We start from the raw sequence: 19288 nt of genomic DNA on the forward strand, positions 1-19288 counted from the left end.
CCTGGAGCATCCATTGCAATCTGATCGGCCCCTGGCGGGCAACCTCATAGACCGCATTCGGTCCTGCGAGCCGATCACGCTGGTGCTGTTTGCCATCCTGTCCGGCGGCGGCCTTGCCTTCATGAAACTGGCAAGTGAAATGCTGGAAGGCGAGACCTGGGCATTCGACGACAATATCCTGAAGTTTTTTCGCCAGCCGAACGATCTGTCGGTGCCCATCGGCCCCGACTGGTTGACCCATGTGGTACGCGATTTGACCAGCCTTGGCGGTACGACGGTCGTGTCGCTGGTGACCGTGTTGACCGTGATATACCTTCTGCTGATCCGAAAGCGGGCCGCTGGCATTTTCGTCTTCGTTTCGGTGGTCGGCGGCTGGGCACTGAGCACCTGCATAAAAATGACCATTGCCCGTCCACGCCCGCTCATCGTCCCGCATCTCGTCGATGTCCACGATCTCAGCTTTCCGAGCGGTCACGCCATGCTCTCCGCTGTGACCTACCTGACACTCGGCGCTCTTCTGTCACGAATGCAAACGACATTCGCCGCCCGCGCCTACATAATCGTGGTCGCAGTGTTACTCGCCCTGATCATCGGCTGCAGCCGAATCTATCTCGGCGTTCACTACCCGACCGACGTGCTCGGCGGCTGGTGCGCCGGCGCGACCTGGGCCGCATTATGCTGGATGCTTGCGAGGGCGCGCTTATCCCCTCCTTGACGTTTCTTCTACAAAAGGGGTGGAGATCAACTTTCGGTGCAGTTGGACTGCTGTTGTCCTATCGCCTAGCCGGAACGTCCGGCTAGGCTCCGCGTGTTCGCTTCCATGCCGGGAGCCCCAACTCCGGACAGTCTGAAGACGGCCCCTTACCGGCCGCTCCGAAGAGCAAGCTGTTGCCCGGATTGGAAATTATTTTGAATGTGAGCCGCTGAACGACAGGTCGAGGGTTCAACCCCCCTCAAGAGCCTAGGTGGGTTCAGTTTTACGACTCGAGGTTCACGTTGGGATGTCTCTACTTCTTAGCAAACAACCCTTTTATGCAGCGCTATCCGCATGATGACAGGCTGTGAATAGACTAGGCGATGCTGTTCTTTCGATGAGCTGCGGCTCTTGCTCGGCACAGATCGACGTCGCCTTCCAGCATCGGGTGCGAAACCGGCAGCCACTCGGCGGATTGGCCGGGCTTGGCAGGTCGCCTTGCAGGACAATACGCTTGCGCACGCCGCGCAGTTTCGGGTCCGGCGTCGGAACAGCAGAGAGCAAGGCCTGCGTATAGGGATGGGCCGGCGCGTTGAAGATCGCGTCCTTCGATCCGGTCTCAATGATCTTGCCGAGATACATGACCATCACCCGGTCGGACACGTGCCGGACGACGGCGAGGTCGTGGGCGACGAACAGCATTGCTAGATTTCGTTCACGCCGCAATTTCGCGAGAAGGTTCACCACCTGCGCCTGAACCGATACGTCGAGCGCGGAGACGGGCTCGTCGCAGACGAGCAAGGTCGGATTGAGAGCAAGGGCGCGCGCAATGCCGAGGCGTTGCCTCTGCCCGCCTGAAAACTCCGAAGGATAGCGCTCGGCATGTTCGGCCCGCAGGCCGACGGATTCCAGAAGGTTGATGGTCTCGTCGCGCCAGCGGGACTTCGGCAGAACATCCGGGTGAAGCGCCCAAGGCTCCGAGATCAGGCGATCAACCCGCATGCGGGGATTGAGCGATTGGTACGGATCCTGGAACACGACCTGCATCTTTCGGCGCAGGGCATGAAGCTGTTTTCCGCTCGCGGTCGTTATGTCAACGTCATCCAGAAGCGCGCGGCCGCTCGTTGCCGGACCGAGTTTCAGAAGTGTGCGGACGAGCGATGTCTTGCCGCAGCCGCTTTCGCCGACAAGGCCCAGCGTTTCACCGCAAGCGATTTCGAAGCTGACATCCTCGACGGCGCGAACCGGTGCCTGCGAACTGCCGAAATGGCGAGAGAGATTTTCGACCTTGAGAAGCGGCTTGTTCATGCGGGTACAACCGGAAAATGGCACGCGACCTGCCGGCCGGGACCCATGGATTGAAGGGCGGGAACTATTTCGGCGCAGATATCCGCCGATCTGGGACAGCGCGTCCTGAAGGCGCAGCCCGAGGGAAGGGCGGCCGGATTGGGGGCTGAACCCGGGATGGGCAGGAGTTCGGCCTCCTCGCTGTCCATGCGCGGTTGCGACGCCAGCAATCCATTGCTGTAGGGATGGCGCGGGTCTTCGAACAGTTCGAAGACATCAGCCGTTTCAACGATGCGACCCGCATACATCACTGCGACGCGATCGGCGAGTTCGGCAACGACGCCAAGATCATGGGTGATGAAGATCATGCCGGCATCGCTACGCTTGCGCACACGGTCGAGAAGATCGACGATCTGCGCCTGGATGGTCACGTCGAGCGCCGTTGTCGGCTCGTCCGCGATGATGATGTCGGGCTCGAGCGCCACCGCCATGGCAATCATGATCCGCTGGCGCATGCCACCGGAAAATTCGTGCGGATATTGCTTGGCACGCCGTGCCGGATCCGGAATGCCGACCGCGGTCAGCAGATCAAGGACGGCCTTGTCGATGCCTGCCTCCGGCGTGCGGCCGTGGATTCGGAACATCTCTGCGATCTGCCATCCAACGGGATAGACGGGATTGAGGGCGGCAAGCGCATCCTGAAAGATCAGGGCGATGCGGCTTCCGCAAAGATCCCGGCGTTTGTTTTGGGCGAGCCGGAGAATATCGGCGCCGTCGAAATGGATGCTGCCTTCATTGATTGCACCCGGCGGATCGGGGATGAGGTCCATGATCGCGGCGGCGGTCACGGATTTTCCCGACCCGCTTTCGCCGAGCAGCGCCAGAACCTCACCGCGCTCCAGTGAGAAGGAGACGCCGTTGAGAGCGAGGATGCGCCCCGCCGCAGTATCGAAACTGACCTGAAGGTCCTTGATTTCCAGAAGCGCCATTATCGTCTCCGGCTCACGAGACGCCAATGCTGCGAGGGGTCGTTGACGATCCGGAACCAGTTGGCGAGGAGATTGAAGGACATGGTGGTGAGCATGACGGCAAGACCGGGGAAGAAGCCGAGCCACCAGGCGGAGGAGAGATAACCCTGGCCCTGCGCCACCATCAGACCCCAGCTCACCGCCGGAGGCTGGATGCCGAGGCCGAGATAGCTGAGACCGGATTCGAACAGCATGACCATGGCGAGATTGACGGATGCTAACGTCAGCATGGTCGGCGCGACGCTCGGGAGAATGTGCACGCGCAGAATCCAGAGCGATCCGCCACCAAACACCCTGGCCGCATCGACGAACAGGCGCTCGCGAGCCTCCAGCGTTTCGGCTCGGGCCACGCGGATGTAGGCCGGCATGCGCGTGATCGCCAGAACCAAGATGAGATTGAGCACACTCGGTCCGAACAGGTAGAGGCCGAAAAGCGCAACGAGCAGAGTCGGAAAGCCGAGGATGATATCGGAAATGCGCATAATGACATTGCCGATGAACCCACCGAAATAGCCGGCGATAACGCCAAGCAGGGTGCCGCCGACGAGACTGGTCAGCACGGTGAGAAGGGCAATCCCGATCGTCGTCGAGGCCGCCTGTATCAGCCGCACGAGAAGCGGCCGCCCGAGTGCATCGGCGCCGAGCCAGAGTGTCCAGGCCTGGCTGAAATCGAATGGCGGCATGTTGCGCGCCTTCAGCGAGATACGGTTTTCACCCAGCAGGGAGAGCGCATCCGCCAGAATGGCGAGAACCACGATCATTAGCCAGATGGTGGCCGCGACCGCCATGGGGTCTCCGCGAAGGGCACGGAGGAACCACGCGAAGCGTCCGCTTGCCGCCTTGCGTTCGTCAAGCAATTCTGAGAGCGCCTCGGTCATTCCACCCTCACGCGCGGGTCGATCCACGCGTAGAGCATGTCGACAAGGATATTGATGATGAAGATCACGACGGCGACCGCGAAGATCGATGCCTGCACGATGGCAAAATCACGCTTGAGAATACCGTCGATCAGCAGCTTGCCGATACCGGGAAAGCCGAAGACGACTTCGACCACACCGCCACCACCGGCAAATTGCGCGGCGAGGTCTCCGGTCACGGTCACCGCTGGCAGGAGTGCGTTTCGCAGCGCATGCACGAAGATCACGCGCTTGCTGCGAGCCCCTTTCGCACGCGCCGTGCGAACGAAGGTGGCATTCAGCGCCTCGATCATCGATCCCCGCACGATCTGAACTAAAGTTCCGAACGGCCGGGCGAAAAGACAGGCAATCGGTAGGACCCAATAGACAGGACCGCCGAAGCCGGATGTCGGAAGCAGGCGGAACGTGACGGCAAAGAGCAGCACGCCCATGAGACCGAGCCAGAAATCCGGCACGCTGGCAGCAGCTTGGGACAGCACATTGATGCCGCGATCGATCCAGCTGCCGGCGTTGACGGCGGCGATCGAGCCGGCAACGATTGCCGCAAGGAAGGCAAGCGTCAAGGCAATGGCGCCGAGCGCAAGCGTGTTCGGCAGAGCTTCGAGCACCACGTCCATTGCCGGCCGGTTGTGCCAGAGGGACATGCCGAAATCGAGGCGGAGCATGTCTCCGGCCCAGTCGAGGAACTGGGCCAGAAGGGATCGATCGAGCCCGAGGCGCGCCCGCATGGCCTCACGTGCCGCATCGGACGCATCGACCGGCAAATAGAGGTTCACAGGATCTCCGGTGAGCCGCACGAGGATGAAGGCGGAGGTCATCAACGCCGCAAGCGCAAGCGCGGCGAAGATCGTCCGTCTGACGAAATAGGCGAGTGACATCCGTTCTCCTCGGGTACCGAGCGGAGGAAGGATCAGCGATAGCTGATCGTCTTCAGTTTGATCTCGTTACCGGCCTGAACATCCGGTGTGTAGTTCACATCCGGTGCGACGCGCGCGATCGTGACCATATGGAACAGCGGCACGATGTTGATCGCGTCGACGGCGAGATATTTGAACGCTTCCTGGAACAGGCGCTTGCGTTCACCACCGGTTGCCTTGGACGCATCGGAGATCAATGTATCAAGCTTCGGGTCGGCGATCGAAGATGTATTGCCATCGCTGGTAAAGCGGTTTGGAAGCGTGAAGACCGCGTCGCCTTCGGTATTGTCGATCTGTGTCTGCAGGATAGACGGCTGGCGGCCGGCATCCCAGGGCTTAAGGAGTTTCTTCAGCCAGGGGCTGGTTTCCAGCATTTCGAGACGAACATTGAAGCCGGCGTCAGCGAGCATAGCCTGGATCGCCTCAAGGCTTTCGGACGAATTCGGATAGATGCCAATGCGTCCATAGATGACGATTTCCGTATCGACGGGGACACCGTCGGCGCGTGCTGCTTCCAGCAGGCTGCGGGCTTTTTCCGGATCGTAGGTCCAGACCGGGATATCGGGGTTGTAGCCGAAAACCGAGGGCAGGACGACCTGCATCGCCTTCTGGGCCTGCGCATGGAAGATCGTGCCGATCAACCCGTCACGATCGATTGCAAGGTTCAGCGCCTCGCGGACGCGTTTGTCGTTGAGGGGCGCGATCTCCTGATCGATACGCAGCAGGGAGGTTTCGGCATTGGGGAATGCGTGGTCGTTTGCTGTCGTGCCGTCCTGCGGCGCGATCTCGTAAGAGATCTGAGCCTCTCCGGTATCGACCATAGCAGCGCGAACTGCCGATTCCGCCCGCCAGAGAACGGTCGCGTTCTGGATGGCGGGCTTGTCACCCCAGTATTTATCGAAAGCCGTCAGCGTGATCGACTGGCCCGGTCTCCAGGCTGCGAGCTTATAGGGGCCGGTGCCGATCGGTTCACGCGACTTGGCGTCGGCAGGCGTATCAGGCGATCCGATGTCGAGGGCAGCCAGTTTGCTGGGCAGGATGGGCTCGACGATATCGGTGCGAATGATGAGCGTCTTCGCATCGGCGGCTTCCGGGGTCAGGACAAGCGCTTTCAGCGTGGCAAGGCCGACTTCGCAGGCAAGCGCGGGATTTTGCGCGCGTGTCAGGGCTGCGGCGACTGCGGCTGCATCGAAGGGCTTGCCGTCGTGGAAGGTCACCCCTTCGCGCAGTGTGAATTTCCAGGTGAGGTCATCTACCTGCTCCCAAGCGGTGGCGAGGCTGGGCTGGACCGAGCCGTCTGCGGGGCTCAGGTTGACCAGCGTTTCGGTGATGTTGTTGCGCAGGACGCGGGCATTGCCAGAGAGGTCCGTGTCGCAAGGGTCAAGAGACTTCGGCTCGTCAGTAACGACGACCGTCAACGTGTCGGGTGCAGCATGGCCGGGCATGGCCACGCCGGCAGCCAGATACAGCGCAAGAAGGCCGATGTTTGCCGATCTGCCGATAGAAATGGTTGTCACGATATCCTCCTCCCGCAAGGCCGCGCCATTGCTGTGTTGTATCAGGTAGACCTTGCCGTGAAAGCTGCTGGTTCTTCGCGTTGGGCATAACCGAGCCGCTTTACTTCCTCCCGCAAGCGCGTAGTGTCATATCTGACATTCGCTGGGCAAAAATGCGCATACCGACGACAAATGTCAACATAGATATTTCAAATAAGGAATAATTGGTTCATGAATGAACTCAAGCATGGTTCGCCCATAGTCGAAAAGACCGCGCATCTTCTGGAGGCGGTTGCGGATGCGCGGACAGGGATTTCGCTTGCGGCTCTCGTCGAGCAGCTGGGTGTGCCGCGGTCGACGGTGTACCGGATCTTGAATTCACTGAGTGCGCATGGGCTTGTTGCACGTGTTAACGGCGGCTCGATTTACGAGCTCGGGCCGAAATTTGTCGAGCTGGCGCGTCGCATTTCTCCTGGCGCCGACAAGGCTTTCTTGGTTGAGGCGGCAAAGCCGATCTTGACGGCTGCTGCCGACAAAATTCTGGAATCCTTCAAGCTTGCTGCACCCGAAGGTCATGAAATGATGACCATATTTGCTGCTCCAAGCCCGGGCGACTATTCGCTTTTCATCAAGGTCGGCGGGCGTTCCCGCAAGCATGTCGGGGCGGGCGGCAAGCTTGCGCTTGCGTTTTCCGACTATAGCGAGGTCGAAGCATATTGTGCTGCCGGTTTGGAGGCGAGCACCCCGTACACAATCACCGATGCGGACGCGCTGAAGGAGGCGCTCGCCGACATCCGGCGCAACGGATATGCGGAGGATAACCAGGAATCCAACTTGGGTGTGCGGGCAATTGCGACGCCGGTTTTCGACGCCGGCAGCCAGCTTGTCGCAACCGTTAGCGTTCCATTCATCGGTGAGGCAACGCCGGATCGAGCGCGGTCAATCCGGCGTGAAGCGCTCGATTGCGCAGCCCTTTTAACCAAGACGATTGACGGCCGCCACCCTTTGTTCAAATAAGAAATTCTAATTTCTATATTGAACATGTTTATTTTGCCTGTTAGATGCTCCTTCGACACGCAATGGAGGAGCTTCATGACAACCTTGGATTCTTCGGTTCTGGCAAAGCTTGCACGGACAAATTCCGCAAGCCTAAGCACACTGCTTTTGAAGCGGGGCTTGCGCAACACGGCGATCCGCGGTGTGCGTCCGCTTTCAAATCTGGACAAGCCGATGATCGGACCGGCCGTAACCGTGCGCTACATTCCTGCGCGCGAGGATATTGACGGGTCAACTTACAGCTCTGATCCTTCGAACCATCAGCGCAAGGCTATCGATACCATTCCGAATGGCCATGTCCTGGTTTTCGATTGCAGGGCCCTTGCCGAAGTCGCCGGGATCGGCGCCATGCTTGCGCGGCGTCTCGTCTACCGCAACGCCGCCGGCATGGTTTTGGATGGCGGCGTGCGCGATACCGCAGATATCGCCTCTCTCGGCTTCCCGACTTATTGCCTCGGGCCGGCTGCGCCCGCCAACCTGGTTGCACATCATGCGTCCGATATGAACCAGCCGATCGCCTGCGGGGGCGTCGCCGTGTATCCGGGCGACATCATTTTCGGCGATAGCGAGGCCGTCATCGTCATTCCGCGGGAATATGTTGAAGAGATCGCCGACGAAGCGGTTGCCATGGAGGAGCAAGAGGAGTTTCTGAAGGTTGAAATCGAATCCGGGCGCTCGACGCTCGGGGTTTATCCACCGAATGAAGAAACACTTGCCCGCTACGCGGAATGGCGCAAAGCTAGGACCGCCGTGGGCTGATCGTGAGAAATCTGAGCGCCGGGCGATTTCGCCCGGGCTCGCTTGTTGGTGATGTTCGTTTGGCGCTTGCTACCGATATTCGAGAGGCTGCCAATGAAGGGCCCCAAGCTTTAGGTCGGCTTTATTCTCCATGTACTGATGGCCGGTCGTTTCGAGATCCAATGGTCTTATCCCTGACAATGGCATCCTCGTCACTCCGGGTATCGAGCTGGACATTCAGACCGAGTACAAGCCTTATCGCTTGGACTCTCTCGTGAACAAATGGCTTGTCGTCGAGGTAGATGGAGCAGCTTGGCATTCATCCCCGGAGGCTGCTGAGCGCGATGGAATACGTGACGAATTCTTTGTCGCAAAGGGATTCCGTGTCCTGCGTATCCCGGCGAAGGTCGTCTTCAACACGCCGGCCAAGGCAGTCGAAATGGTTTGTGCCGCTGTCGCCCGCTGCAGACCGCCGGCGCCGAAGGTTGTGACGAAGTCGCCGCCGATATCGGTCGCCAAGACCTTCACGAATTCGATGAACTTTGTCGATGAATTTCTGGATCATATGGACGCTCACGTCACCAAAGAGCGTGCCATTCAAGAGGCCCTAGGGCCGTCGAAGCAGACATTCGATACCGAAAAGATGGTGATCGCCTCCGCGTTGGAAAATGCCAAGAAGTCGATAGCCCTCGAAGAGCAGCTATCGGCGAATGCCAATCTTCGGAAGCACTATGATGCGGCGCATGCTGAACTCGACCGGCTTATGCGAAGCACTCGGTCTAATCATGGCAGAAGCGATGCGACGACAATCACGATCTCGCCGATGTCGTGGCCACCGGTACATCCGGATCCTGACATCAACGCCGCGATCCTGGCCAAGAGTTTCAATCTGCACGGCAACCGCACGCACTACTTCGACGGTGTTAGGCAGCAGCTATCAAAGGATCGGCGTCTGTCTCCCCACGTCCAGAGTAATCTTGAAAGGCTAGGATGCCACGCGGTGTGGATGAGATCTCGAGGAAAAAGAGCCTTTCCCGCTTGGAGCGTTTGTGAAAGAGCTGGAAGCCAAGGGCAAAGGCGGCCCTTAAACGAAGCCCGCTGTCGAGGGGTAAGCCGGGCGGCGGTCGTGTGAGGCAAATACGGACGTCATGCCACGCGATGAGTTCTCGAAGAGCTTCCAACAGGGATTCGTCGCGATCAACCATCGGCGTCTTGCCGCCGACCGTGATGTCGATGCGAACCTTTCCGTCGGCGGTAGCCCGTGTGTCGATACCTGCCGTGACTCATTCATCGGCAGTGGTGATCTCGAAGGGGTTGGAGTCCGGCTCATAATCCTCCGGCAGCGTGGTCCATGTGCAAGGCTGGATGCCCTCGGCGGTGACTTTGTCGGCGACATGCTGACAAGCCCGGTGATAGAAGGCTGCGTCTTCGAGCTTCTGACAAACCTGGCCACAAGCATTCTCGGCATCGACCTCCACCAGATCGGCACACATCGCTTCAACGACGTCTTCTCGGCTGAGATTACCGGCCTCGACGGCAGCTACAGCGGCCTCCATGGTCATCTTCGGGCGAAGCCGTCCATATTCGTTATGAAAACAACTGCGGCGACCCCGATCTTTCTGCGGAGAGCCAGGCGAGCTCCACCATGATCCTTCTGGCTGCATTGTTCGTCAGGCAAATCCTGCCGTCCTCTAGGAATTACGTGAAGCCATCCCAGCGCTTGAGCATGTAGTCGATCGCCTCTGCGACCGGAGAACTGCGCGACAGCTTTGCCCGCTCGATTTGAAGCCAAACCTGCAGACCATCGACGAGTGGCAGGCTCACTTTCCGGCGACGCTCCAGGCGTTGGTCGGCGGTGTGGAATGCAACTCCGGGGACAGTCGGTCCCGATTTCCGCCGTTTCGGCGGTGCTATGCTAAATCTCCTGCGGCTGCCCCAGGAACCGGAGTTGCATGCGCGAATTCCCGAACCGTGGCTTTGCCACCGCTATGCTCGGTTCTCCGATATGCTCTTTGCCCGTTGGCCAATGTTCGCTCATGGCGAAACTAGGCTTCATTGTCTTTCGCCAAGGTTTGAAGCCTGCGGATTTCATCTGCGCATTCAAAAAGCAGGTGCGCGGCAACAAGATCCGGGCCGTTGTTGAGCTCTTTCGTGATTCGCTTGATCTGCGCGAGAAATGCGGCGGGTAAAGGTAGGAGGTTACCCTGCTTTTCTACGATTTCCCGCTGATCGGCGATCGTTTCAAGGGCACGTTCAATCAATCTGCGGCGCTCAGACGGTGGCAGCTTAGCCACCGGGTTTGCAGCAGCATAAAGTTCACTGAGAAAACTTGTACCTGACGACATCCCTTATCGTGAGGGCTTGCGGAAGCGACGTCAATGATGCTGGTGCGTATCCGGGCCCGGCTTTGGATGGCACGCAGTGACCTTCAGCATATTTCTGGCGGAGCCGGACTATCAATGCGGGCGCGAAAACGCGTTCATGTGGTAGCAGCGGCTATCAAGTAAAGGCGATGCCGCGGTAGACAGGAGCCATGGCAGCACAGATCGACATGTTTTCGAATGAACCGGATGATATCCCGGCGGCACCGGATCGCGATCCCAAACCGAAGAAAGCCACTTACGCAGTAATCAACGAGGCTGAGATAGTGCAGCATCTGATCGACACCGGCCGCTATCGTGTTGTGACCAAACTCAGGCACCGTCGCCCGCAATTTGGCCTGAAAGGGGTAATCATCGACACGGAAACGACGGGACTCAACTGTGCCTCATCATAAATGAGAAATCTGAGAGCGAATTTCTCAAAAAAACCGCCATCCGTTTCCAGATGGCGGCGCAAATCCGGTTAAATTATGCACACCTCAAATATAAACTGCATTAGACAATGCATTTTCGTCAGCGCTTATATACCAACAGATTTTTGGGGGTCTTTCAATGCACATTGTTGGCCGAATTGTTCGCTTGTATAACAATGCGTGATCGAAGCCTGCTGCCGCGTCCGTCAGCCGGATACCGCTGTGCCTCATTCGAGGATGTCCGCATCGAGGCAAGCCGTGATGAAATGCGCACGGGATAGTGCCGTTCCGACATGCCCGCGCAGAGCGTCCTAGCAGGATTTGCGGGCTATCTTGTAGGACGGCCCTTTAAGCCCTCTCCAGCGCGTCACGAGAAAAGCCAGCGCATCTCCAGGACCAACGATGGTGTCTATCCGCTCATCGGCTGCGATCACCCGTACGGGATCCTCCCATCTTGTTCGAAGATTGATGCGAATGATCTCTGTCATTGGCTATGTAACGAGGATGTCGGCTTCCACGCATGCCGCAATGAAGTCGTCGCGAATTGCCGCGGCTGAGATCCGCCTACCAAGTGTTGCCATGCAGAGCTTTCGTGCGCGCTCGAAGTGTTCGCCGCGTTCCTTCGGCCATCGTTGCGTCATGGTGTTCAAAGCCGATTGCGGGCCGCCTATGTCGATGGAGACGCCATGTCCGATACGGACCCGCACGGGCTCCGCCCAGCTGATGTTGCTGCAGTTCATTTCTGTTTCGATAATCATTTCGGGGCTCCTCCCAGAGCTGCTCGAATAACTCAAAATGCTAATGTTTGTTCCGTCGTTCTGCGTCGAGATAACTGGGAACCAATCGGCCTGCTGTGTGTTTAGAGCCGCCGGACAGTTGGTTCCTCTGCTGCCGGCCCCATTCACTTTCAGGAGTTTTTTTATGAATCTTCGTCCGATCGCTGCCGGCCTTGTTTTTTCTCTCCTCGCAGGCGCCGCTGTCGCGCAGACTGCCGCAGCATCCGGAGCTGACGCCGCGCTCACGGGCCCTGGCATAACGATGGGCACTGCCGCCACCATTCCGCTCAAGTACGTGAACATTCAGGATACCGACCTGATGACCTCGCGTTTGATCGGCATCGACATCTACAACAAGCAGAATGAGACGATTGGTGAGATCTCAGATGTCGTTATCGGCGACGGAAAGTCGGTCATCGGTATCGTTGCCAGTGTCGGTGGCTTCCTCAGCATCGGCGAGAGCTATGTGGTCCTCGATCCGGCATCCGTTGCCCTTGCCGAAGTCGAGGGAACCTGGAAAGCCTTTGTCGACACCACGAAGGACGATCTCTCGAATGCCCCCAAGCTCGATTATTCGAAATTGAAGAAGTAACGATCGTGGCTGGTTGGGGCGCGCTTTCGGGCTCGCCCCAGCCTGCTTTTCTGGCCTCGTTTTCCCTGCAGCGATCCGCACCGCCCGGCAAGCCCGTTTCATGTGCAAGCCGGACACGTGCATCCATCGATGGAATAGCCAATGATCGACCAGATTTCTGCCATCGGCCAGTCATTCAACGTGCTGCCGCATCTCGGTGCGCTCGTTGTTGCCTATCTCCTCGCGCTGCCGATCGGATGGGATCGCGAAAAGAGCGAACGGAGCGCCGGTTTGCGTACCTTCCCTCTCGTTGCGATCGCCAGCTGCGGCTTCATCCAGGCGACGGAAAACCTGACGGCAGGCAATCCTGAGGCGACCGCCCGTATCGTCGAAGGATTGATCACGGGCATGGGCTTCATCGGCGGTGGTGCGATCCTGGTGGTGAGCAAAAGTGTCCGGGGAACCGCGACGGCTGCCAGTCTTTGGGCTACGGGCGCAATTGGAACAGCTGTTGGATTGGGCGCCTACGATATCGCGCTCGTCCTGTCGATCATGACTTTCCTGACGTTGCGGATGACGGCGAGTTTCAAACCATCGGACGACGCGGCTGGCCAACCTGCATCAAGTCCTGGCGATGCCACCAAAACAAGGAATTCCGATCCCGTCTGATCGTTTCCTGTCTTCGGTCGTCCGTGGCGTGGCTCTCCCGATAGACCTACCGCGACAGCCGGATATCGCTTGTGACGATTGGGCGGCCGGTCTTTGGGTCCTTGTCGATCGTTTTCAATCTTAGGCCCCTGGCGCCGATCTTTTCGATGGTCATGTGCGCCGTTCGGTCGCCATTGATCACCCGGCTCCAACGCACGGTGAAGTTGATTGCGTTGCCGTTGCGCGAGCCCGTCAATTGGGATGGCCGGCCCGACGGTCCGACATAGGTGCCACTGTATCTCGTGCCGCTGGCCTTGATGTCGGCGGAGACGGCCCGCCTGACCACCACCAATCCACGGCACTGACCAGACATGGCAAGAGACGTGCCACGCGCCCTGCTGTCGAACGTGCATTTGACGTTGAGCGGCCGTGAGCCGATTGCGGTCGTCACCAAGCCATTGCCGGACCAGTTCCCACTGATCGACTTCAGAAATCCTGTTTCGTCGGCCAGAGCGGAATCGAAAGTGAGGAATAGCGCCAGCCCGAAGGCAATGATCGCGGAAAGTTTCATTTGGTCGCCTCCGGGCCTTGGAAGCCATCTCCAAACAGCTCTTGCCCACAACGCGCCGCCAGCCGCCCGGTTCCCGTGCGTTCGTGGGGGACGTCACCGGACAAGCTATTTGGCCGTGAAGAACGTCAGGAGCACTTTTCCCTTTTCCCCGACGAGGCAGACGAAACGATCGGCCTTTCCGGCAGCGCCCTTCCGCTCGATATAGGCTTCCCCCAGAATGACCGTTTTGACAGCAACGTCCTCGACCTTGGTGTCAGCTGCGCTGATTGCAAGACTTTCGGCGTCGAAAACCAGGCCGGTAATCTCTGATGACTGTGCTTGCAGGGCGACAAGACCGGTCGACCTGCAAGCGGTCACTGCCGGACCTTCAACGGTCTGAGCCGGCGCTGGACCGGTCAACAAAAGAGACGACATCGCTGCCCCCAGGTATCGCTTGAATGCCATTGGGTTTCCCTTCGCTGCCAAAAGAGTATCGGCGGGGCAGGTCCGCGGCACCAAACGCATCCGGCGCCACACTGTTCCCTCGTCGATACGGGCAACAGAACAATTTGGGCAGGTCCCATGCCGACGTTTGTTCCCAGGGGCCCGCTAAGGTCGCCAACATCCCATGGCCAAGGGCGTGGAGATTTTCAGAAATTACCCGCTCCCAACAGATAGCCATCATTGCGAGCCGCGCTATCTGGAATAAGGGAATAGGACAGAGCATGGAGTAAACCGGGATTATGCCATCAGCGTCGGACGTCGAAAAGAACAAACCTGGCCGTGGCCGCGATGCCGAAACCCCCAATGAAATTCCGGCGAGGGGACTTCGGGATGTTTTCTGGCGCGTATCCACTGAAGTCTTGGAAGACCGTGTAACCCTTATTGCCGCCGGAGTGACGTTTTACATCTTGCTGTCTCTTTTCCCCGCACTTGGCGCCCTGGTGTCGCTTTATGGCTTCATCGCCGATCCCGGCACGATGGCCAAGCATATCACCTTCGTTGCTGACATCCTGCCTCCCGGGGCCTTCGACATCATCCTCACGCAGCTCAACATTCTCGTTCAAGCCAAAACGTCCACATTGAGCGTAAGTTTCCTTGCCGGCCTGGCGATCGCCATCTGGAGCGCCAACAGTGCAATCAAGGCATTGTTCGACGCGATGAACATCGCCTACGGCGAAGTGGAAAAGCGCGGTATCGTTCGCCTCAACCTGATCTCGCTTGCCTTTACGGGGATCGGCCTGGTGCTCGCCGCTTTCTTTATCGCGGCGCTGGGCGGGGTTCCCGCCGCACTTTCGTATGTCTGGCTCGATCGCTGGCAGGAAACTCTGATCAGCGTTCTTCGCTGGCCGGTCGTCCTTGTCGTCATCGCCGGTGCCGTTGCATTGGTCTATCATTTCGGGCCAAGCCGCGAGCCTGCAAAGGCCCGTTGGCTAACGTGGGGAGCCGTGTTCAGCACGCTCCTCTGGCTCCTGGCTTCGATCCTCTTCTCCTATTATCTGACGACATTCGCCAACTATGACGCAACCTATGGCGCGCTCGGCGCGCTGATCGGCTTCATGATCTGGGCGTGGATTTCCGTAATCATCGTCATTGTCGGGGCCGAATTGAATGCGGAACTCGAGCACCAGACCGCCCGCGATACGACGACTGGCCCCCCAATGCCGATGGGAAGCCGGGGTGCATATGTCGCCGATACTGTCGGCGCTTCTCTGGATTGATGGCACCGGCTACCTGTTCGGGCTCTTGGAGAAACGGCACGGCGGGAACATTGCGGACCGTTGCGGGTTTTCAGTCAGGATCATTCATCCCAAGACATCGGGGCCGTGTTGAAGATCGCCACGTACAATGTGAACGGCGTCAACCGGCCGTCTCGACGTCCTCCTGCGCTGGCTTGAGGAGGCGGCACCGGATGTCTCTTGTCTGCAGGCGCTGAAAGCACCCGATGAAAAATTCCCCGCAAAAGAGCTTGAAAGAGCCGGGTATGGAGCGGTCTGGCAGGGGCAAAAATCATGGAATGGCGTCGCCATCCTGTGCAAGGACAGGGAGCCGCTTTTGACCCGGTAGGGACTTCCCGGCGGCGCCGATGACGCGCAAAGCCGCTACATTGAGGCGGCGATAAGCCGTATGGCGATCGGGTGCATCTATGCGCCGAAGGCAATCCGGCGCCAGGCCCGAAGTTCGACTACAAGCTTGGCTGGCTTGACCGGTTGAGCCGTTATGCCGGCGAACTGTTCGCACTGGATGTACCTGTCATCCTTGCAGGGGATTATAACATCATCCCGACGGACCTGGACGTCTATAAGCCGGAGCGCTGGCGAGACGACGCCCTCTTCAGGGTCGAGGTGCGCCAAGCCTTTCACAAACTCGGTGCAATGGGCTGGACTGATGCGTTGCGCCACCTTCATCCTTCAGAACGGATCTACACGTTCTGGGACTATTTCCGTAACGCCTATGGGCGCAATGCCGGTCTTCGGCTCGATCATTTTCTTATCAGCCCCGATGTGGCGAAAAGACTGAGTGCTGCAGGCACCGACAAGCATGTTCGCGGCTGGGCGCACACGAGCGACCATGCGCCCGCGTGGATCGACCTCGAAGACGGTTAGGATCGTCCGCAAAAGTGCAGACAGATATGGCCCAGGATTTGCGCAAGCATATCGGCCAGTCTTGGCATCGGCTTTGCCCGCAATGGACGAAGGAGTTTGCCAACCGAAACTTAGCTTCTAAAGGTGAGGGGAGTGGACTTCAGGATCGGCAGGAGGGTCGCGTGGAAGATGGCGGATCCAACGGCATCGCGAGATGGTATGGTCAGGCCGTTGAAGAATGGTGCGGCGGAGCGTGTCCATCCCCGGATTGCTATCGAGGACGACTGCCAATCTCCTGCTGTCCCTAACGTTTACTTGTTGATCTCAACCCAGACGTCGTAGCCACAGTGAGAGCAACAATCGGTGGGAACCTCCGTCACCATTCCACACTGCTTACACCCAACAGACCCTTCAAGGGTCGTGCCCCGTTTAACAAATTTCGGCGGATCAATTTCCCAAGGCGGAACGATGGGTAGTCCCGGTTTGGGATTCTTTGCCAAGAAGATGCTTAAACCGCCATTGGTTTCGACATAGGCGCGGGCGACCTCACCGAGGTTTTCTACGCCCTGCCTGCGTAGCTGCTGGAAAAGCTCGCTTTGACTAAACGTCGTGCTCGCGATAAACGCCTTGCAAACCACACCATCACGGATGGCCTCCTCTGGCACGCCATCGATCACAATTTCGGCCCGCGCGCTCTTCGCGATGAACAGATCCAGCGCTTTATTCGCCAAGACCACCATCGTGATGACAAGCAATGCGTGAAGAAGCGGGACGTCCGGGTAAAACATCGAGTCGCCCACCGCCGATCCCAATGCGATAACCAGCAGGAATTCAATAGTTGAAAGTTGACCGATCGTACGACTGCCCAGCCAGCGCAGAAGGGCAAGGCAGTAAACGTAGATAATGATGGTTCGAAATGCGATTTCAAATAAGAACTCGAGCGGAGCGTCGCCCACCAGCATCCGGTTCCAATCAAACGCCTGAATCGCTTCTTCCATGTCTTCCCCCAATGGTGGAGGCGAAACGTTCAAAGTCTATATGTGTTCCTTCTGCTCTGTTAGTTATGTGCGTGAGGTCGCAGGATCGGGTGCTGTGCGATCACGGTAGCGTATTTGTGGGGTAGCAGCTCTCTGCTTTTGCCTGGTGGGAATGGCACGATTCGTCCTCCTACCCTGACACGACGTCTGGAACGCCGACCGGGAAGTCACAGCCACGCGCGTTCGATCTTCCGATACGCAGCTAATTCGGCTCTGCAGCGGGCGCGATTTCTGTTTGAGCCGGTTGCGGCAAAGGTGCAGCCTGTCGCCCGTCATCTGATGGTGTCGAAGACGAAGTGGTATCTCCGTTTGCGGGGCCTTGTGTCATCGTGCCAGCGCCGGCCATTTGATCGGTCCCGACGGGTTGAGGCGTCACCGCGCCATCTGCAGCTGTAACCCGCCAGACGGTGTTGCCGGCATCGTCTGCGATAAGCAATGCGCCAGTGCCGTCTATACCCAGGCCGACGGGACGACCCCTGGCCTGATCACCCTTGATGAAACCGGTGACGACATCTTGCGTCTTGCCGGCCGGTTTGCCGTTTTCGAAGGGAATGAAAGTGACCCTGTAGCCGTTGAAGACGTGACGGTTCCAGCTGCCATGTTCGCCGACAAAAGCACCGTTGGCGTAAGGCGCGGGCAGGGCGGAGTTCAGGGAGAAGGTGAGGCCCAGCGCGGCAACATGGCTTGAGAGCGCATAGTCTGGCTTGGTTGCCTTCTCAACCATGTCGGGCCGCGGCGGGTGAACGCGGGCATCGACATGATTTCCGTAATAGCTCCACGGCCAGCCATAAAACCCGCCCTCCTTGACCGAAGTCGCATAGTCAGGGACGAGATTAGGCCCGAGCTCGTCACGCTCGTTGATGACCGCCCAAAGCTGCCCGCTTTCGGGGTTGAAGGCAAGCCCGTTCGGATTGCGCAGGCCTGAGGCAAAGACGCGGGCAGCACCCGTCTGGCGATCCACCTGCCAGATCGCGGCGCGGCCTTTTTCCGCCTCCAGGCCGTTCTCGACGATATTGGAGTTCGAACCGACCGACGCGTAGAGAAATCGGCCGTCCGGGCTCAAGGCAAGATCCTTGGTCCAGTGATGGTTGATCGGGCCGCCCGGCAGTGGGGCAAGCACTTTCGGCGCGGCGGTGATGGCGGTTTCGCCAAGCTTGTAAGGATAGGCAAGAATTGCGTCGCTCGCTGCAATGTAGAGCGTGTCATCGATCCAGGCGAGACCGAAGGGTGAGTTGAGCGCTTTCAGCAGATCATAGCGTTCATCGACCGCACCATCCCGATTGATATCGCGCAGCAGCGTGACAATGTTGCTTTCCTTCTGTTCACCGCCACCGCCATGGGCCATCGCCATGATCCAGCCGCGGATGAAATCCTTAGGTCGTGATTGAATTTCACCCTGCGGCGCGCGAGATTGAACGATTAGCACGTCGCCGTTCGGCAAAGTGTGAACCGCCCGCGGATTGGCGAAATCCTTCGCATAGGCTGTAATTTTCAGACCGGCTGGTACCGTTGGCGTCTCGTCTTGCCTCCAGCCGATGACCTCGGCCACTTTCATATCCGGTAAAAGCTCGGAAGACGGCTCGGGAAGAACGGGATCGGCACCGATTTGCTGGGCGGTATCGAACGCCTCGGGAGCCTGGTTGCAGGCAGAAAGTGCCATTGTCGAAGCGGCTAGGAGAAGGATCGATGAACGGAGCGAAAGGTGGGTCATGGCATTCTCCAGTTCAAAGCGCGTTCCGATCGGGCCGCGAAGACAAGCGTCAGCAAGATGATGAGAAACGTTGCGGCCGAGAGCGCCAGACCGTTCGGCACGACGGCCGTCCAACCGTCGCCGGCATGGACGAGACTGTTGAGAACGGCCAGCGCGAGAATAACCAGAAAACCGAGTGTCTCCGGTAAGCGCGGCCGCAGCAGGCGGGTCGAGGGACGCAGGAGATCGATGAGGCCCGCGATGATCGCAATCGCCCCACCGATCAGCCCCGCAAACAGCAGCCACGCGGAAAAGTTCTGCCACATGAGATTAACCGTTTGCCAGAACAGGATATCGGTCGCGAGTGCCAGCGCGAAACTGACCAAGGGGATGGGAACGAACAATCGCTGAAGCGGATAGCCTCTGGAGTATGTCTGCGAGCTTTGCATGGATATCCCCCGCTCATTCGGAACCGATCCAGCCATACGGTTGAGAAGCCGATTT

General features: G+C 58.7%; 22 protein-coding genes and 2 pseudogenes. 9 read left to right on the plus strand and 15 right to left on the minus strand.

The features are described from left to right. Positions 1-13 precede the first annotated feature (13 nt). Positions 14-715: a phosphatase PAP2 family protein gene (locus tag ACSQ3J_RS23870; RefSeq protein ID WP_436040477.1), complete on the plus strand. Its 702-nt coding sequence runs from the start codon at positions 14-16 to the stop codon at positions 713-715. Between the two features lie 315 nt (positions 716-1030). On the opposite strand, the gene ACSQ3J_RS23875 is transcribed toward ACSQ3J_RS23870, so the two are convergent. Genes ACSQ3J_RS23875 through ACSQ3J_RS23895 form a run of 5 tightly spaced genes read right to left on the minus strand, consistent with a single transcriptional unit; the run spans position 1031 to position 6327 of the window. Further along, the gene (locus tag ACSQ3J_RS23875; protein WP_060501661.1) at positions 1031-2002 is read right to left on the minus strand and encodes an ABC transporter ATP-binding protein; all 972 of its coding nucleotides are present in this window, start codon (positions 2000-2002) and stop codon (positions 1031-1033) included. Further along, the gene (locus ACSQ3J_RS23880) at positions 1999-2970 is read right to left on the minus strand and encodes an ABC transporter ATP-binding protein (protein ID WP_060501663.1); all 972 of its coding nucleotides are present in this window, start codon (positions 2968-2970) and stop codon (positions 1999-2001) included. Before ACSQ3J_RS23880 ends, ACSQ3J_RS23875 begins: the two co-directional genes overlap by 4 nt. Continuing rightward, a complete protein-coding gene (locus ACSQ3J_RS23885; protein WP_060501665.1) occupies positions 2970-3887 on the minus strand; it encodes an ABC transporter permease in 918 nt (305 codons plus the stop codon). Before ACSQ3J_RS23885 ends, ACSQ3J_RS23880 begins: the two co-directional genes overlap by 1 nt. After that, positions 3884-4804, minus strand: a complete 921-nt coding sequence (locus ACSQ3J_RS23890; protein ID WP_060501667.1) for an ABC transporter permease — start codon at positions 4802-4804, stop codon at positions 3884-3886. Before ACSQ3J_RS23890 ends, ACSQ3J_RS23885 begins: the two co-directional genes overlap by 4 nt. Positions 4805-4836: 32 nt before the next feature. Beyond that, the gene (locus ACSQ3J_RS23895) at positions 4837-6327 is read right to left on the minus strand and encodes an ABC transporter substrate-binding protein (protein ID WP_436040537.1); all 1491 of its coding nucleotides are present in this window, start codon (positions 6325-6327) and stop codon (positions 4837-4839) included. 243 nt (positions 6328-6570) lie between these two features. Between ACSQ3J_RS23895 and ACSQ3J_RS23900 the strand changes: the two genes are divergently transcribed. The 3 genes from ACSQ3J_RS23900 (at position 6571) to ACSQ3J_RS23910 (ending at position 9265) form a co-directional block, all read left to right on the plus strand. Continuing rightward, positions 6571-7356, plus strand: a complete 786-nt coding sequence (locus ACSQ3J_RS23900; RefSeq protein WP_436040478.1) for an IclR family transcriptional regulator — start codon at positions 6571-6573, stop codon at positions 7354-7356. A gap of 75 nt (positions 7357-7431) precedes the next feature. Next, a complete protein-coding gene (locus ACSQ3J_RS23905) occupies positions 7432-8154 on the plus strand; it encodes a ribonuclease activity regulator RraA (RefSeq protein WP_060501673.1) in 723 nt (240 codons plus the stop codon). A 253-nt stretch (positions 8155-8407) separates the two neighbouring features. Further along, entirely contained in the window at positions 8408-9265 is an 858-nt protein-coding gene (locus tag ACSQ3J_RS23910; protein WP_436040479.1) for an endonuclease domain-containing protein, read from the plus strand. A 151-nt stretch (positions 9266-9416) separates the two neighbouring features. Here ACSQ3J_RS23910 and ACSQ3J_RS23915 read toward each other — a convergent pair whose 3' ends face one another. The 3 genes and pseudogenes from ACSQ3J_RS23915 to ACSQ3J_RS23925 form a co-directional block, all read right to left on the minus strand. Further along, on the minus strand, positions 9417-9689 hold the full coding sequence (locus tag ACSQ3J_RS23915) for a hypothetical protein (RefSeq protein WP_156397358.1): 273 nt from the start codon (positions 9687-9689) through the stop codon (positions 9417-9419). Between the two features lie 76 nt (positions 9690-9765). Continuing rightward, a pseudogene (locus tag ACSQ3J_RS23920) lies at positions 9766-9990 on the minus strand (IS66 family transposase); the annotation flags it as partial. A 188-nt stretch (positions 9991-10178) separates the two neighbouring features. Beyond that, entirely contained in the window at positions 10179-10478 is a 300-nt protein-coding gene (locus tag ACSQ3J_RS23925) for a hypothetical protein (RefSeq protein WP_436040480.1), read from the minus strand. Between the two features lie 188 nt (positions 10479-10666). On the opposite strand from ACSQ3J_RS23925, the gene ACSQ3J_RS23930 reads away from it, so the two are divergent. Continuing rightward, on the plus strand, positions 10667-10909 hold the full coding sequence (locus tag ACSQ3J_RS23930) for a hypothetical protein (protein ID WP_060501678.1): 243 nt from the start codon (positions 10667-10669) through the stop codon (positions 10907-10909). 329 nt (positions 10910-11238) lie between these two features. Here ACSQ3J_RS23930 and ACSQ3J_RS23935 read toward each other — a convergent pair whose 3' ends face one another. Then, the gene (locus tag ACSQ3J_RS23935) at positions 11239-11415 is read right to left on the minus strand and encodes a DUF982 domain-containing protein (RefSeq protein WP_436040481.1); all 177 of its coding nucleotides are present in this window, start codon (positions 11413-11415) and stop codon (positions 11239-11241) included. A gap of 3 nt (positions 11416-11418) precedes the next feature. Continuing rightward, on the minus strand, positions 11419-11685 hold the full coding sequence (locus ACSQ3J_RS23940; RefSeq protein WP_060501682.1) for a DUF982 domain-containing protein: 267 nt from the start codon (positions 11683-11685) through the stop codon (positions 11419-11421). Between the two features lie 163 nt (positions 11686-11848). On the opposite strand from ACSQ3J_RS23940, the gene ACSQ3J_RS23945 reads away from it, so the two are divergent. Together ACSQ3J_RS23945 and ACSQ3J_RS23950 are read left to right on the plus strand one after the other, a co-directional pair. Then, entirely contained in the window at positions 11849-12295 is a 447-nt protein-coding gene (locus ACSQ3J_RS23945) for a PRC-barrel domain-containing protein (protein ID WP_060501685.1), read from the plus strand. A 141-nt stretch (positions 12296-12436) separates the two neighbouring features. Continuing rightward, entirely contained in the window at positions 12437-12943 is a 507-nt protein-coding gene (locus ACSQ3J_RS23950) for an MgtC/SapB family protein (protein ID WP_060501686.1), read from the plus strand. Between the two features lie 46 nt (positions 12944-12989). On the opposite strand, the gene ACSQ3J_RS23955 is transcribed toward ACSQ3J_RS23950, so the two are convergent. Together ACSQ3J_RS23955 and ACSQ3J_RS23960 are read right to left on the minus strand one after the other, a co-directional pair. Then, a complete protein-coding gene (locus tag ACSQ3J_RS23955) occupies positions 12990-13493 on the minus strand; it encodes a hypothetical protein (RefSeq protein ID WP_436040482.1) in 504 nt (167 codons plus the stop codon). A 105-nt stretch (positions 13494-13598) separates the two neighbouring features. Beyond that, positions 13599-13937 (minus strand): hypothetical protein, encoded by a 339-nt coding sequence (locus ACSQ3J_RS23960; protein ID WP_436040483.1) that lies wholly within the window; start codon positions 13935-13937, stop codon positions 13599-13601. Between the two features lie 278 nt (positions 13938-14215). On the opposite strand from ACSQ3J_RS23960, the gene ACSQ3J_RS23965 reads away from it, so the two are divergent. After that, positions 14216-15193 (plus strand): YihY/virulence factor BrkB family protein, encoded by a 978-nt coding sequence (locus ACSQ3J_RS23965; RefSeq protein WP_060501692.1) that lies wholly within the window; start codon positions 14216-14218, stop codon positions 15191-15193. Positions 15194-15301: 108 nt separating this feature from the next. Next, positions 15302-16078: pseudogene (gene xth / locus ACSQ3J_RS23970) on the plus strand (exodeoxyribonuclease III). Between the two features lie 290 nt (positions 16079-16368). Here the strand turns inward: xth and ACSQ3J_RS23975 are convergent. The 3 genes from ACSQ3J_RS23975 to ACSQ3J_RS23985 all read right to left on the minus strand — a co-directional run bounded on the left by ACSQ3J_RS23975 (position 16369) and on the right by ACSQ3J_RS23985 (position 19233). Further along, positions 16369-17055, minus strand: coding sequence for a DUF421 domain-containing protein (locus ACSQ3J_RS23975; RefSeq protein ID WP_060501694.1), 687 nt, complete (start codon positions 17053-17055; stop codon positions 16369-16371). A 241-nt stretch (positions 17056-17296) separates the two neighbouring features. Then, positions 17297-18754 carry a PQQ-dependent sugar dehydrogenase gene (locus ACSQ3J_RS23980; protein WP_436040538.1) on the minus strand — a complete coding sequence of 486 codons (1458 nt, stop codon included), beginning with the start codon at positions 18752-18754 and terminating at the stop codon, positions 17297-17299. A 47-nt stretch (positions 18755-18801) separates the two neighbouring features. Further along, a complete protein-coding gene (locus ACSQ3J_RS23985; protein WP_436040484.1) occupies positions 18802-19233 on the minus strand; it encodes a DUF2231 domain-containing protein in 432 nt (143 codons plus the stop codon). Positions 19234-19288: the final 55 nt, after the last annotated feature.

The sequence above is a fragment of the Rhizobium sp. LjRoot98 genome (assembly GCF_964252935.1).
Taxonomy (GTDB): Bacteria; Pseudomonadota; Alphaproteobacteria; order Rhizobiales; family Rhizobiaceae; genus Pararhizobium.